This is a genomic window from Xenorhabdus sp. KJ12.1 (assembly GCF_963876495.1).
GTDB lineage: Bacteria > Pseudomonadota > Gammaproteobacteria > Enterobacterales > Enterobacteriaceae > Xenorhabdus > Xenorhabdus stockiae.
Genome location: NZ_CAWNQH010000080.1, coordinates 1 through 12948, shown reverse-complemented (window position 1 = coordinate 12948; position 12948 = coordinate 1). Strand labels below are relative to the sequence as shown.

19 protein-coding genes are annotated in these 12948 nt (G+C 48.0%); 1 reads left to right on the top strand and 18 read right to left on the bottom strand.

Features of this window, described 5'->3' with window-relative positions; all coding sequences use genetic code 11:
• Positions 1-17 precede the first annotated feature (17 nt).
• The 18 genes from AACS92_RS14110 to AACS92_RS14025 all read right to left on the bottom strand — a co-directional run bounded on the left by AACS92_RS14110 (position 18) and on the right by AACS92_RS14025 (position 12593).
• Positions 18-431, bottom strand: a complete 414-nt coding sequence (locus AACS92_RS14110) for a hypothetical protein (RefSeq protein ID WP_099111589.1) — start codon at positions 429-431, stop codon at positions 18-20.
• Positions 431-880: a phage tail fiber protein gene (locus AACS92_RS14105; RefSeq protein ID WP_099111588.1), complete on the bottom strand. Its 450-nt coding sequence runs from the start codon at positions 878-880 to the stop codon at positions 431-433. The genes AACS92_RS14110 and AACS92_RS14105 overlap by 1 nt, the downstream gene beginning before the upstream one ends.
• Before the next feature lie 13 nt (positions 881-893).
• Positions 894-2351 (bottom strand): DUF3383 domain-containing protein, encoded by a 1458-nt coding sequence (locus AACS92_RS14100; protein WP_099111587.1) that lies wholly within the window; start codon positions 2349-2351, stop codon positions 894-896.
• A gap of 9 nt (positions 2352-2360) precedes the next feature.
• A complete protein-coding gene (locus tag AACS92_RS14095; protein ID WP_099111586.1) occupies positions 2361-2846 on the bottom strand; it encodes a phage neck terminator protein in 486 nt (161 codons plus the stop codon).
• Positions 2834-3217, bottom strand: a complete 384-nt coding sequence (locus AACS92_RS14090) for a hypothetical protein (RefSeq protein ID WP_241538016.1) — start codon at positions 3215-3217, stop codon at positions 2834-2836. Before AACS92_RS14090 ends, AACS92_RS14095 begins: the two co-directional genes overlap by 13 nt.
• On the bottom strand, positions 3207-3776 hold the full coding sequence (locus tag AACS92_RS14085) for a hypothetical protein (RefSeq protein WP_099111585.1): 570 nt from the start codon (positions 3774-3776) through the stop codon (positions 3207-3209). Before AACS92_RS14085 ends, AACS92_RS14090 begins: the two co-directional genes overlap by 11 nt.
• A gap of 1 nt (position 3777) precedes the next feature.
• The gene (locus AACS92_RS14080) at positions 3778-4239 is read right to left on the bottom strand and encodes a DUF4054 domain-containing protein (RefSeq protein WP_206602263.1); all 462 of its coding nucleotides are present in this window, start codon (positions 4237-4239) and stop codon (positions 3778-3780) included.
• A gap of 9 nt (positions 4240-4248) precedes the next feature.
• On the bottom strand, positions 4249-4566 hold the full coding sequence (locus AACS92_RS14075) for a hypothetical protein (protein ID WP_099111584.1): 318 nt from the start codon (positions 4564-4566) through the stop codon (positions 4249-4251).
• A 55-nt stretch (positions 4567-4621) separates the two neighbouring features.
• Entirely contained in the window at positions 4622-5614 is a 993-nt protein-coding gene (locus tag AACS92_RS14070; protein WP_206602262.1) for a DUF2184 domain-containing protein, read from the bottom strand.
• A gap of 9 nt (positions 5615-5623) precedes the next feature.
• Complete coding sequence (locus tag AACS92_RS14065; RefSeq protein WP_099111583.1) at positions 5624-6109, bottom strand: structural cement protein Gp24; 486 nt, start codon at positions 6107-6109, stop codon at positions 5624-5626.
• 9 nt (positions 6110-6118) lie between these two features.
• On the bottom strand, positions 6119-7300 hold the full coding sequence (locus AACS92_RS14060) for a DUF2213 domain-containing protein (RefSeq protein WP_099111582.1): 1182 nt from the start codon (positions 7298-7300) through the stop codon (positions 6119-6121).
• Between the two features lie 14 nt (positions 7301-7314).
• Entirely contained in the window at positions 7315-8118 is an 804-nt protein-coding gene (locus tag AACS92_RS14055) for a phage head morphogenesis protein (RefSeq protein ID WP_206602261.1), read from the bottom strand.
• Positions 8075-9628 (bottom strand): DUF1073 domain-containing protein, encoded by a 1554-nt coding sequence (locus AACS92_RS14050; RefSeq protein WP_099111581.1) that lies wholly within the window; start codon positions 9626-9628, stop codon positions 8075-8077. The genes AACS92_RS14055 and AACS92_RS14050 overlap by 44 nt, the downstream gene beginning before the upstream one ends.
• Positions 9629-10978, bottom strand: coding sequence for a PBSX family phage terminase large subunit (locus AACS92_RS14045; RefSeq protein WP_099111580.1), 1350 nt, complete (start codon positions 10976-10978; stop codon positions 9629-9631).
• The gene (locus AACS92_RS14040; protein ID WP_099111579.1) at positions 10975-11412 is read right to left on the bottom strand and encodes a terminase; all 438 of its coding nucleotides are present in this window, start codon (positions 11410-11412) and stop codon (positions 10975-10977) included. Before AACS92_RS14040 ends, AACS92_RS14045 begins: the two co-directional genes overlap by 4 nt.
• A 9-nt stretch (positions 11413-11421) precedes the next feature.
• A complete protein-coding gene (locus AACS92_RS14035; protein WP_099111578.1) occupies positions 11422-11652 on the bottom strand; it encodes a hypothetical protein in 231 nt (76 codons plus the stop codon).
• A 144-nt stretch (positions 11653-11796) separates the two neighbouring features.
• Positions 11797-12009 carry a hypothetical protein gene (locus AACS92_RS14030; protein WP_099111577.1) on the bottom strand — a complete coding sequence of 71 codons (213 nt, stop codon included), beginning with the start codon at positions 12007-12009 and terminating at the stop codon, positions 11797-11799.
• Entirely contained in the window at positions 12006-12593 is a 588-nt protein-coding gene (locus AACS92_RS14025) for a BRO-N domain-containing protein (protein ID WP_099111576.1), read from the bottom strand. Before AACS92_RS14025 ends, AACS92_RS14030 begins: the two co-directional genes overlap by 4 nt.
• Positions 12594-12729: 136 nt before the next feature.
• Between AACS92_RS14025 and AACS92_RS14020 the strand changes: the two genes are divergently transcribed.
• On the top strand, positions 12730-12948 hold a 219-nt coding region (locus tag AACS92_RS14020), incomplete at its 3' end, for a hypothetical protein (RefSeq protein WP_206602260.1).

Genomic DNA, 12948 nt, shown 5'->3' with positions numbered 1-12948 from the left:
CAGCGGTAGCCCGGCCTTTAGCTGTTCGAGTCTGAGCCACCGCCTTGTGTGAAAAAATCGATATGAATTGCCAGCGCTTCCTTACGCAACAAGAACAGGGTCTTCACATCCCGGATATCGGCATTAAATTCAATGGCACGGGCATTGCCGCCAGACGGGACGATTTGCACACAGTCCAGCAGTTCATTCAGCAGCGGAATACCGTCTTCAGCCCGGATGTTCGCCAGTGCCTTGATCGCCACATGCGCCATCGCCATCATGCCCATCTCAGGCCGGATATCACCAATATCAACACCGCCGTTGGCAATCGTAAACAGGGCGCGCATCGCCCAGTCATCGGCTTTGACTATCGGCATTTCCGTAATCACAAAGGTCTTACCCGCATCTCGGCCTGATTCTATGGTAATGGTCTTGGAGTTTAACAGTGACATTATGCGATTTCCTCTGCGCCGTTGGTGACCATGTTGAATTTGTAGCTGGTGCCGTCCAGTAGTTTTTTACCACTCGCACCTCCGGTCAGGCTGATTAAGCCCCCCGTTCCCGTGTAGCGTTTTTTGATGGAGGGCATCTCGATGATGATATCGATATAGCGTGACTCCATATTGCTGTTGAAGTCCTTGCGGATATTTTCCAGTACCTGTGTCGAGGGGCTGTTTGCCTCCAGATACAGTGTCCACGGCGTTTCGTGAGGGATGTAGCCGATAGACTGCTTACCATCGACCCCTAACCGGGTTTCCCCGATAGTCACTTCACCGAATTCCCATGCGTTATCCGCCTGAAAGCCCTGAATCGTGACGTAATCGTCATAAATGCCCTGACACCGCAGCATCAATACCGCATTGGCAGAGGTGATTGTGAGCGGGTTATGTCCCATTGGCATGATGGTTTACTCCTTACTGAACATTGATAGAGGGAAGCGTAACCTGCTGGACGCTGCCGCCGTCTGCATACCAGAGTTTCAACGGCAAAGAGCGGCGAAGCCCGCGTGTCTGCGCAGTCGCTTCACCAATACGCAAGCACCATCCCTCGGTTTTAATTTGGGTTGCGGCATCAAAGCCCGCCTCATTGTTAATCTGCTTTTTCTGCTGCTCTGACAATGCAATCCCGCGCTGGATAGCACCAAAGTTCAGCATCTGGTCAATCGGGTCTTTGATAGCCGCACGGTGAATAGCTGCGCCGTTATCGTTGTAGGGAATGCTTTTGAAGTTCGCCAGCATGGTCATGAGAGCAAGCTGCAACTGGCTGTTCAGGTAGATCTGATTAACGTAGCTGTCCAGCCACTTGAACTTACCGGATATTGACCCCGGATAGGCAAAGATAAAGCGGTCATTCGCCGTACCGTAAGCCCCGTAAAAATTGAATTTCAGGCGCAGTAACTCATCCGCCAGTGCTTTGTCATTAACAGAGGGTTTCAGTCCTTCCTGACGGCGGAAGGCAAAGTTAGTCCGCCCGTTCAACTCATCAAAGCTCAGGCAGGCCGGATAACCACAAACAAACGCGCCGTGCGTGTGATCACCAAACATCAGGTGCGTGCCGCCAATATCCGACTCGATAATGGTATTAGAGATAACTTCCAGCACGACTTTCTCGCTGCTGTCGGAGTACAACACATGGAGATAACGATCACCTTGTAATGTCACCCATTTAGCAATCGCGATTCTTTCATCCGTACTGAAATTACCGAGTGCCATGACAGAGACAAAATTACTGGTCTCTTTGGTAATGCGGGGCAGCAGTTCTTCAATGGTATCGGCATTGATACCGTCGTTTTTCTGTGCGCCCGTATCTTCGCTCAGCCCCATGTAGTCGGCTAAATCCCCGGTGCCGAATCCAATCGTACCGTCGCTGCCTTTCTTTGCGCCCTCAATGGAGAAGGTACGACTACCAGAGTCATACTTACAGACCCCCGCTTTCGCGAGTGAGGCTGAGACCGCTTCTGCCAGCGCAGAATAAGACTTGATGTTGTCAGGCGTGATAGTGACTACCTGACGTTTTCCGTCAATCTCCAGCGCCAGTCCTTGCGGAACGTGGTTAAAGTCACGGACGGGCATTTTGCTGCCCACCAGCTTAGCGGGTTGATCGCTAGTCATCATGGACGCGATGTACAGGGTTTCAGGCCGGGCAGTAGAGCCGACAAAGCCTGCAAAATAAACCTGCGCCGCTTCGTGCTCCTTGGATTTTGTGCCGAAAATATCAGCGACTTGTTCTGCATCGCCAAAGGCTTTGACGCCCAGCATCGCACTAGGGGTTTGTTTGGTAATAAACAGCGCGTTCAGTGCCAGAGGATTGCCGCCCGTGCCAACGACACCGGGCAGGACACTGACAATGTCACTTGCCGGAATAGTGTTCATGGAGATTCCTTAAATAGAATTGAGATCGAGAGAAAATGAATCAGTGTTATCCACTGAATAGGTGATTTCAGGGTTGTATTGCAATTTCACTTCAAGCATGACGCGGTTTTCGTACTGGTTCGCCTCGTTGACCAGTACCATTTTTCGCGGTGCCTCACTGTAGAGGGGCTGGCATTTGTCCAGTCGAGCCGTGGTATAACTGGACTGCCAGAGATTAGCGACTACCCTTGCCCGAGAATCCGCCTCCTCGCCGTAAAAATCTAACTGCATGGACAGTTCAACAGAGCGTTGCGCCGTGATGGTTGAAACTTCGTGATGGTAATAATTAGCGGTATAGTCAATATCACGCTCAAACAGAACGTGCATGACAATACCGTCAATAGGCGCGGGGGAATCATTGATATACCCGATAACCACTTCACATTGGAATAACGCAATGAGGTACTGCCTTATCTCATTGAACAAATCCCTGTGCGTGACTGTTATTGTCGCCATAGCAGCACCTTGACCCATGTCGGATAAGATTCAATCACCTGAGTGACATTCCACTCAGAGACTTCATTTTCCCCGTAAGCGGCAAACCTTATCCGGTCAGACCCTTTTTGCTTGGCGCGCCGGATAGCGGAGATTTGCCCCCGGGCATAAGCGTAGATGTACTGACCTTGCTGGTTAATCACCCCCAAATGCTCTAAATCCTGCGTACTGAGGCTTTGAAGCTGCACAGTGATGTCATGCTCGGTATATTTGGGGATCTGCTTGCCGGAATCTGTCACTGTGTAGCCCTCGTTTGTGCGCAGAACCGCACTGATATTCGGGTTAACGGTGGTAATGAGGTTATTGGCAATGCCCCTGACATCAATCATCATTCACCTCATAGCCGAATGAGCGTGACAATTGGCTTGTATCCACCAACGGATGGTTAAATCCTTTTTTCGCTGCTGTTGATGGGCTATTAGGCGGCTCCGCCCATGACAATACAGATGTTTGCAATTCATCCACAATTCGCTCACCCAACCGGGACATAGCCTGTTTGACATCACCGCCATCGCGTTTAATGTCTTTTGCCAGTACACCAGACCATTCTTGCTTGCCATTCGCCAAAACGGTTCTAAAGAACGGACGAGGGGGAATATTGATGGTATGCGCTGGAACAGAGTGATCCGTGGCGAAATTGGATTTTGAGGCTTTAACAAAGCGCCCTTTACTGGCGAAAGCGCCGTCTGGATTCATTTTGCGGTAGATTGTGGTCGTCTTTTCAGGCACGTTAATCGACGCACCGTACTCATTGAGATAACCTACCGTGGCAACAGGTGTACCATCAGAATACGTTGCCGATTCGAAAATCCCGGCCTTTAGCTCAAGGTTGCTACTTTCCAGATATTTACCCAACACTTTCTGTAAGGATTCACTTAACTTATTGGTCATATCACCTCCTGACACGAATGGGCATCTGACCTATGACATAGAGGAATGAGCGGTAACGTGCGGTAAGTTGCCAATATTTCGCCCCGTAGGGAGTTTGGGTATACCATTTCTCCGCATCGGATGTCGTGCCGTAATCCAAAGAGACAGATACACTGCCTTCGGTCGCACTGGATGCCCTGCCAACGGCACTATTGCCTGCATCAAGGGTATTTTGCAGCGTAGCCATATGCGCCATAAGTAGGTAAAGCAACATCTCACGCTCTTTCAGGTTCTTGACACAACTGGACTTCGTGTTGTTTAACAGCATGGCAGCTTCCACGAAATACATATCCAACTGCTCATCAGTGGCCTGAATGCCAGGGTAGATTTTCCGCCATTTGGGAATATCCAGGCTGACGACACCATCATCAGCATTATTTTTTGCCTGCTGGTTTAGATAGGCTATCTGTGACATTCTGCCCATATTGCCCCCTTAAGATGCTGGCTCAACCTCTTTCACCTGCTCAGGCTGAATGCGCTCAGTGCCGGATTTGGTTTTCTGCTTCTCTTTGGCTTCGGCTTTCGTACTGGCTTCCTGCTCATGGGCAAAAATCAGGCCATTGACCACTAGATCTCGACCTTGATTTTCAGTCAGCCACGCTTTCCAGAGTTCCGCATCAACACCGTAAGTCAGTCCGAAGCCATGTTCATCAACCACATTGCGGGCAAAGCCATTAATGATGACCTGCTGCTCACCCACTTCCAGATAGAGGCCATTCGCCAATTTACACGCGATAACTACCGTAGACATATTTCACCTTTGAAATAAAAAACCGCCCGCAGGCGGCTGAAAATGATAACGAGACTCAGGACACCAGCATCGAAGCGATAAACTGTGGACGATAGACCACCGCCCCGAAAGTACCCTGTGAGCGCTTCTGTTTCCAAGAGGACGTTTCCTGTACCATCGGATGTACGCGCATTTTCTCAGTAAAGCCCAAATCCAGAGTTTTCTGGCCTTCGTACTCCTCCACAACCAGTCTCACCAACTCACCCGCACTGGTTGCCATCTCAGGGATGCTGATGATCTTCAGGTTAGGGAAGTTCTTTGTTAACTGGTCTGAAACGTTAACGTTGTACTGGTTGGTTTTGGTAAGCTGGACTTCCATTTCGGGTGACAGCGTCATCTTCATAGCAGTATTGCGATCAATCAGGCCGCTGGTTTGCTTAACCAATTGCTGATAAAGCTTACGGATAGACTCATAAACCCCTTCACCATCCAGTTTCTCCCATGATTGGGAAGCGATATTCGGCAATAAGCCGGGGTCATTCAGGTAACCGTAGTTTTCCAACCCAGCAACACCATAGAGATACGTCTTGTTCTGGAACTTATTCAGGGTCAGTACAGCAGCTCGCTGTTTTGCTGAGGCCCAGTCCAGTTTAGCCGCACCTGCCATCTCCATTTCTCTCTCACCCACGCGGACAAAAGTCTGGTAGTGATACGGCTGGCGACTAGGCCAGTTGACGTTAACGCCTGTCAATCCGTTATTGTTATAGTCGCCATAGGTAGAGGTTTCACCCGTTGCCTCAACGACAGGAAAAGCGGCTGTTTGAGTCAGCCAATCGCCCCGCTTGACCTCCTGAAAGGCTTCCGCCATACGCATCGGCGTAACCAAAACATCAATGACTTTCGGATCAATGAAGGTGGTAAATAGTGACAAGATACCGGCGTTTGGCGCTGTCACCATCGCGCTATCCATTGCCATATGGCGATTCTGGTTAGTCAGTTCCTGTACCTGATAACCTGTGTTAAATACGACACCTGCGCGTCGTTCCAATGCATTTAAATTCAATGGCATGATTTTTCCTTACAGAGAACTGGACATTTTAGTCAGGCCAGAAGTCACCGTCTTTGCTACACGGTAAGGCGTAGCCTCAAATGCTTTATCATTCGGGTCAATGGTATCGACGGCTTTTGCTTCGCCTGTGTTGACATCGGCGACAATAAACTGCCCCAGCCTTCCGCCCTCAACCAGATTGACGAGGTAATCACCGCCAGACATCAGAGTGACTTCTCGCCCTTTAGGAATGACCATTGATGCCTCAGCGCCGTACTGGTCGATGATTGCCTGATTGTTGCGATGAACGAACCCTAGGATTGAGCCAGATGTTTTAGTGTTTAGCACCAATCCCTTATCGTCAGCCCACGCAAACAGACCCACGATAACCCCCGTAGAACCGGCCTTGAATTGCCCTTCACCGGCCACTACGGAGAAATGCGGGTTGGCGGAAGCAAAATCACCGGCTACTCCAATTGGCAGGTCGTTATTCATTCTTGTTTGAAAACCGCTCATGATGTCTCCTTAACCGAAACGAGCTGTTAATGCGTCATCAGCAAATGAATCATGATCCATTGCGACACTAGGTTTTGCTGCTGATGTCTGATTACTCAGTAGCATACCGACCATTGATTTGTACGCGCTGGTATGAATACCCGTAGTATCAATGCCTTTCTGCTTCAGTGCGTAGCCGTAAACCTGCTCAGCACTGTCCATTGCCACCACGCCTACCAGCGGCTTAACATCTTCACGGGCTTGGAACAGCGCAGTCACACGTTCAACTGCACGCTGTTCAATCATAGCGGCATCCATCGCGGGTTTATCGTCCTTGTCTTTCTCATCTTTGGCTTTATCGTCCTCATTATCTTCGGCGCCTTTCTCCTCAAGATGGTTATCCTTAGCACCTTCCGGTTTACTGCCACCTTCAGGGGCTTTAGGGTCGGTATCTTTTGCACCTTCGGGCTTCTGCTCGTTATCATTGGCATTCTTAATCACATCAGGATCGCTATCCTGTGCTAATTGTGATGTTACTGCCGTGATAACGGCTCTCAGGCTTTCTTCTGATAAATCAGCATCCATAGCCAGTGCTTTTTTGATTTGTGCGGCAATAATCGGACTCGCACCTTTCTTCAATTTCATCTCTGTCTCCAAATCGACTGTTTGATGGTCTGCTACAATTGCGTCTCGCCCGATCCTACCGCGCTCGACTAAAGCAACGTGGTTCCCGTAGATATTTCTCATTACCCCGTCATAAGGTTGCCCTTCGAACTCTCCGGCAGTCATATCAGGCGTATAGCCATACCCAGCCGACAGCTCCTGCATCTTCCGGCTTTCAATGAGATCAATGGCGTAACCGTCCCACACGCATAAGTCGCCATACAGCACGCCATCTTCAAAGGAGATGTCAGAGCCGATAGCACCGATGGTGTATTCTTTCTGAGGTTTATCTGAATCGACGGGGATATGTTTAATGAGAAGCTGTTTCTTGCTGAATGTTTTTGTTGCTCTTTCCAGTTCCTGAGGGTCTCGCAGTAAGTAATACACCCTCTCTGGTTCTAATCCCAAACCTTGATAGTTCGGGATTTCCTGCCCCCTATAGGGGTTAATAGCCGCCTTTGACAGAATGGTACGTTCGACAATTAAATGCCCGTTACCATCTTTACTGCGCATTGATCTATCAAAGGCCAGCTTATCCGTCATTGGCATAGCGGCCTCTTTGTTTAAAACGGTAATATCGCCTTACTGCCACATCGACAGTTAATTGCCTGACCGGGCAATACCCATTCACCATCCAGATACAATCCTTTATTGATGTCGAATTTTTTTCCGTGTGCAGTTAAATGTGACGGTCTCGGCTGTTTCCCAGCGTGGGAATGAATCCAGATAGCCTTGGTGATGCCCAGTTCTTTACGCCTTGACTGCTCGATAACCGCATGGGCTTTTGCAGACTGGTCACGGGCAATGAGTTTTGCCCGATTTCGTGTGACATCAAAATCATGCTGTAGGTTTTGGGTCAGGGAAGCGAGGTCGTACCCGCCCGTCACAGACTGCCAGACATGCTGCTGAACCTTACCGAGATACTCAATACCAATAGATTTAATCAGCCCGACATTCTCACCCATCACTGCCCTGAGCGCGTTCAACGTTTGTGCGTTATTCTGCATCCGGACAGTAAACCCACGCTGTCGAAGCAAGGTGGCAAACCGGACATCGAAATTACCGACTGACTTATCAACAAACTCTTTCGCGATATCCTGAGACAAGGTATCCAGCCGGGCATTCCACCTATCAAGCAGATAATCAACCGCGTGAGCTATCCAATCTGAGATGCCATCCTGAGCCAGTTCTACCTGTGCTTTTTCCCTGAATTCACGCACCAGAGCCGTGTCCACTTCCCTTCGAATGGTCTGAATAATGTCCATCAGGGTGTTGTAGTAGCGGTTTTCAATGGCAGTGCTTGGCTTGATTTCCGGCATGACATTATGACCGGGCGTTATCGGTCTCAGTGTCGTCTTGGTTGCCATAATCAGGAACTCCGAACGGTGACGGGATTATCTTCTTCGGGTCGATAAACCGCAGCGGGTTATCTTCATCAGCGGCAACATATTGTCTGGCCTCTTCGCCATCAATCACCCCTGACTGATGATAAATTTGCACCATCTCCGCTTTGGATTTCTCTGTCGCTGCCCGCTGTTCATCGGTCAATTGGTGCAGTGAGTTGAACTCAAAATAAAGCCCTTCATCAATAGCCCCGAACAGGTGAAGCTGAAGCAATTTCAGAATGATAGTCATCTGTGGCAGTAAATGCGCGCTTTGTAATGAGGCGATATAATCGGCATAAACCCGTATCTCACCATCGCTACTGGCGTTCAGTCCACTAGGCGTAATACCCAACAATTTAACCAGCGGCGTATGACTGGGGGCTGCCATTTGCTCCTGCGCCTGTCGCTGCAATGCATCCAGTCCAGAGAGCGGCGTATTAAACTGGAAAAACTCTTCCTGATTCTTATCGAGCAGCATCAGGTTACGGTTATCGCGGTACAATGAGAACATGGATGCCCTCATCTTGATATCCGCACCATCTTCACCGTTTAATATCCCCTGCATATTGGTCGCCAGCCCTGTCAGCGAGAAAGAATGTATCAACTCACTGATCGCATCCGTGGTACGTTGCCATCGTTCCACATAGGGCTTCATAAGCTGCAACATACTCACGCCGCTGAAGTTATAAGCAGGCTTTAGGATGTCAGACACAGGCCGCATGATTAATGTCATAAGCCGGTCAGCATGAACCTCTTTACCTAATACGAACCACTGGGACGGCTTAAAGAAATCATCTGCCATCGGATCATGGGCATTATACAGGCTCGGTGTTGACCAAATCGGCTCAACCAGACTGAACCCCTTAAGAGTACCTTTCTTTACCCCTGTGGAACTGATAACCAGAGGTAAGCTGGTTTTATCTTCATGCCCCTGAATATCAATAAACAACTGAGAACGACCGAATATCATTTCGTTCTCAATGTGCTTTCTCATCAGGTCACGGATTTTTAATCGTTCCATTTCAGCAGTGATAGTGGCTATTTTGTCTGTTTTATCTTCACCATCATTCACCTTTCCGCTACTGCGCGCTTTAACTTCGCCCCATTCCCGTGTCATCTCTTTGGCTGTGGTTTCAGGGACACTGCGATAGTCACTGGACTGAGACATCACCGCCAGAGTGGGATAGCCGATAAAGCCGGTATAGAACTGCGGGGCAAAGTTTGCGTATTCATACACACCATTACAGGCGCTATCCATTGCAACCGGTGCTGTTTTCCCAGCGGGAACGACAGCAGGATGAATGGCAGGTGGTTCAATTTTAACTAGCTGCTCTGAAGGCTTGCCTTCCTCCAGCATCTTCTCAAGCGTACGCTCATAGACTTTCGCCTGTTCAAGTCTCTTTTGAGCCTGCTCAGTCTTGGCTTTTTCAATAGCCAGCTCACGCTCCAGCTCTAACAGGCGCTGCTTTTTATCAGATTTAAACCAGTTCATTTAGATACCCATCAGAGCATTAGGATTAATGCGAATACCTGCGTTAACCGTGGCGAAGGCCATAATGAACGCATCCGCTTTGTTAGGGCTTGGAATGCCGCGCTTTTTCATGTCTTTCTTGCTTTCGACTTTGACTCGTCCATTGTTGTCATAGTCAATTTGAGGACGTGATAATTCTGCCTTGAGGTATGCAAGGTCTTTCATTTCTTTTGATAGGCTAATTAGCTGATCTACCGGGAACTTGTCACCGTATTCAACCGCTCGCCAAGTGTTATAAAAACGGTTAGCCACTATCATCCATTGCTGGGCTTTAAGGTTGGCAAACATGTCTTTATTGGTCTTGCCGGGCATATATTGATTATCGGGGTTCTCAACAGACGCTCCTGCATTGAACCCCACCGTTCGGACTCGCTGATCCTTGCGGTTGAATTGCGCTTTAACACCTGCCCCTACACCAATACTGTCAAAGATGACCGTATCAACTCCGTTCCTGAACGCGTAATCATAGACTTTATCAGCACTGTAAATCACATCCTGACCTCGCCACTCGTCGACCTCAAGCGCAACAGAGCCATGCCTTAAAACAGTAGCATTAGCATCTTCCCCATCATCAGCCACATCAAATCCAACAGACTTCCGCCCCGTTGCTTCAAACCCAAGCTTAATATGCGCATCCACTGCCGCTTCAATCCATGCGGGCTTGATGATTGCCAGTACGGAATCAGCAACCGGCTCACCTTCCCATATATGCCGATAGAGATCGTAATCACGTATCTTGCACTCTTCCATTTCCTGTTTAAGCACTTCAGGAAACCACGGATTTTCAGACCAATTGACTTTAAGCGCGATGCTGTCTTTTTGTGGCTCAACAATGAATCGCTGATAGGTATCATCCAGAATGTTCTTCGGGTTAAACGATACCCAAATTTCAGAATTAGGCTTTCGGATGGTAGGGATTAAAATATCCCAGCTTTCCTTTGTTACCGCCTCTGCCTCTTCCATCCAGCAGATATCAATCCCTTCGAGCGATTTAATTTTGGTGGTATTGTTTTTGATGCCGTAGAACATGAATTCAGAATTCGTTATCAAATGCCGAATAGATTTTCGCTGTATTTCAAACTCGTTCTGATACCCTTCACGGTAAATGGTATCCTCAAGCAACTTAAGAACAGAGTCTTCAATACTGTTCTGTAATTCACGCCCACAAAGGAATCGATAAACACCACGCCGGGCAATCTCTATCAACAATCGGGCGATTGACCATGATTTACCACTCCCTCGCCCCCCATAAGCAATCTTATAGCGTGCCGGGCTGATAAAGGGTCGAAAAACAGGGTTGATTTGTGTCATTGCTCATCATCAAAGAGTTTTTTCAACGGTGGCAGGACATGAACATCAACAGCACCCTCGACGCCATGATCAATCTTATCCCGCCAGTTATCCTTCTGCCGGTTCTTGAGCCAGAATATCGCGGCGGTGGTGTCGGGTGGGTAATGCTTAGTTGTAGGCGTAATCACAATCTTACCTTCAACCACCCGAATATCATCCTCTGCGTGCTCATAGCCCGTTGCCCTATGAAAGAGCTTTGCAGCCACCTCACCGTCAGCAACCTGTTTCCCCTTTTTTAAGGACTCCAGAAACTCAGGATGATCATGTTTCCAGTTATTTAATGTGGACTCGCTGACCTCGAAAAAATCAGCCAGTTCCTTATCGGTGTAGCCCAACAAGCACAATTTGCGTGCCTGCTCGGCGTACGCCTCTTGGTATTTAGTTGGGCGTGCCATTTTCTTTCCTTATTCAGTCACTGCATAAGACTTGATAGCAATAACTCTACTGAGCGGGATGGTGATAGTGTCAATCCCGCTGGCATTTTGATAGACGGTTAAATAGTCACCATTGCGTGGATTGAATGGTACTTCGTATTGGCTATAACCAGTGATAATTTCACTTGCTGTGAATATTTCAATTTTCCACCACTTTAGGAATCTTGGCCTAATTGAATTAGGCTGTTTATGCTCAGACATATTTACCTCTCTTTGGTTGAATTCAGAATAAATAACTGGTTCGGTTTATATATCCCGCTGTTTGAGCGAGACCCCACCCGCCCAAAACTTACACAAAACTCTATCAAGCACCCGTTTGAGGATGCTTTGTGGAATTTTGTATTTTTACTTCTTAGGTTTCTCTGCCGAATACTTACTTGCCCATGCCTTAGCGATACTCAGGCAATCATCAAACAACTTACCTTTCCGGCTGGCTGAGGCTGAACGGCGATAGTGCTCCTTTGCCCGGTCACTTGCCATACCTGCAATAGATGAAGAAAAGCCGAGCTTGATTAACTCGGCCTGTACGTTCTTCTCGATAAATTGTTCGTGATTCATGCGGGTTCTCCCTCGTCATCAGGGAAGTCATCAAGTCCCGGTAATGTAAGCTGAGTAAGCTGTAATGCTAATTTTGTGGCATCCTTAATGCGTTTAATATCCCTTTTCCGTTGAGCCATCAAACCGCTACCCTTTTGACCTCGATGCTGGAAAGAAGCTTTATCAAAAGCAGCTATTAAGTCATGCATCTTTTGACCAGTAAGCTGAACCATCGCAGTAACATCAAGTGCACCGATATCAATGTTTGATTCTTTCTCAGCGAGATCCAGTAACCAAATGCGAAGTTCTTTGGCTACCTTAGTTCGAGAGAACATACCAATCAGATATGCACCACGAAGAGAGTACAATCTGATATCATGCAAAAGATTGTCGTAACCCATTGATTCTTCCGTGGTCCTCACTTTGGCAGTAGTGCTCATGCTCTCGGTAAATTCATCTTTATGCCTACTATAAAGGTTTGCCACCTTCTTGCTGTCTTTGTAACCAAGCAATTCAGCCAGATGCTCACCTGTAAACCAAATCTTCCCGTCCTTATTGTCAAATGGAACGATTTCATGTTCTTTGAAAGTTAATGCTGTACTCATAGGGTTTAGTTCCTTTTAGTGATAAACCTTGCGCTCAGGAATCACCAGCCCAAAGAGGGTTAACCAGACCACTACTGGTATTCCTCAAGGCTTATCCTGAAAGGTTCTTTGGTATTTTTACGTCGAGCGAGACGCGGTGAAATTCAGATACAAAAAAGCCACCACGGATGTGATGGCTTGGGGTACTCCTTTAACCACTCAGGGAATGGGTAAAGAAATATTGGGTTTAGTTTCAGGTGTTAATCCATTGTTAAGCATTATTCGCTTGTTGTTACGGTGTAATGGGTTTATCAGGTTCCGTGATGATAACGTTGTAAACGATGCGGAGAATAACTATGAAAAAGTATCTTCTTCT

Coding starts and splice junctions, on each gene's coding strand:
- AACS92_RS14095 (WP_099111586.1), bottom strand. CDS start 2,846: ATGGCGACAATAACAGTCACGCACAGGGATTTGTTCAATGAGATAAGG.
- AACS92_RS14040 (WP_099111579.1), bottom strand. CDS start 11,412: ATGGCACGCCCAACTAAATACCAAGAGGCGTACGCCGAGCAGGCACGC.
- AACS92_RS14070 (WP_206602262.1), bottom strand. CDS start 5,614: ATGCCATTGAATTTAAATGCATTGGAACGACGCGCAGGTGTCGTATTT.
- AACS92_RS14045 (WP_099111580.1), bottom strand. CDS start 10,978: ATGACACAAATCAACCCTGTTTTTCGACCCTTTATCAGCCCGGCACGC.
- AACS92_RS14050 (WP_099111581.1), bottom strand. CDS start 9,628: ATGAACTGGTTTAAATCTGATAAAAAGCAGCGCCTGTTAGAGCTGGAG.
- AACS92_RS14055 (WP_206602261.1), bottom strand. CDS start 8,118: ATGGCAACCAAGACGACACTGAGACCGATAACGCCCGGTCATAATGTC.
- AACS92_RS14060 (WP_099111582.1), bottom strand. CDS start 7,300: ATGCCAATGACGGATAAGCTGGCCTTTGATAGATCAATGCGCAGTAAA.
- AACS92_RS14030 (WP_099111577.1), bottom strand. CDS start 12,009: ATGAATCACGAACAATTTATCGAGAAGAACGTACAGGCCGAGTTAATC.
- AACS92_RS14075 (WP_099111584.1), bottom strand. CDS start 4,566: ATGTCTACGGTAGTTATCGCGTGTAAATTGGCGAATGGCCTCTATCTG.
- AACS92_RS14035 (WP_099111578.1), bottom strand. CDS start 11,652: ATGTCTGAGCATAAACAGCCTAATTCAATTAGGCCAAGATTCCTAAAG.
- AACS92_RS14110 (WP_099111589.1), bottom strand. CDS start 431: ATGTCACTGTTAAACTCCAAGACCATTACCATAGAATCAGGCCGAGAT.
- AACS92_RS14100 (WP_099111587.1), bottom strand. CDS start 2,351: ATGAACACTATTCCGGCAAGTGACATTGTCAGTGTCCTGCCCGGTGTC.
- AACS92_RS14105 (WP_099111588.1), bottom strand. CDS start 880: ATGCCAATGGGACATAACCCGCTCACAATCACCTCTGCCAATGCGGTA.
- AACS92_RS14080 (WP_206602263.1), bottom strand. CDS start 4,239: ATGGGCAGAATGTCACAGATAGCCTATCTAAACCAGCAGGCAAAAAAT.
- AACS92_RS14085 (WP_099111585.1), bottom strand. CDS start 3,776: ATGACCAATAAGTTAAGTGAATCCTTACAGAAAGTGTTGGGTAAATAT.
- AACS92_RS14090 (WP_241538016.1), bottom strand. CDS start 3,217: ATGATGATTGATGTCAGGGGCATTGCCAATAACCTCATTACCACCGTT.
- AACS92_RS14025 (WP_099111576.1), bottom strand. CDS start 12,593: ATGAGTACAGCATTAACTTTCAAAGAACATGAAATCGTTCCATTTGAC.
- AACS92_RS14065 (WP_099111583.1), bottom strand. CDS start 6,109: ATGAGCGGTTTTCAAACAAGAATGAATAACGACCTGCCAATTGGAGTA.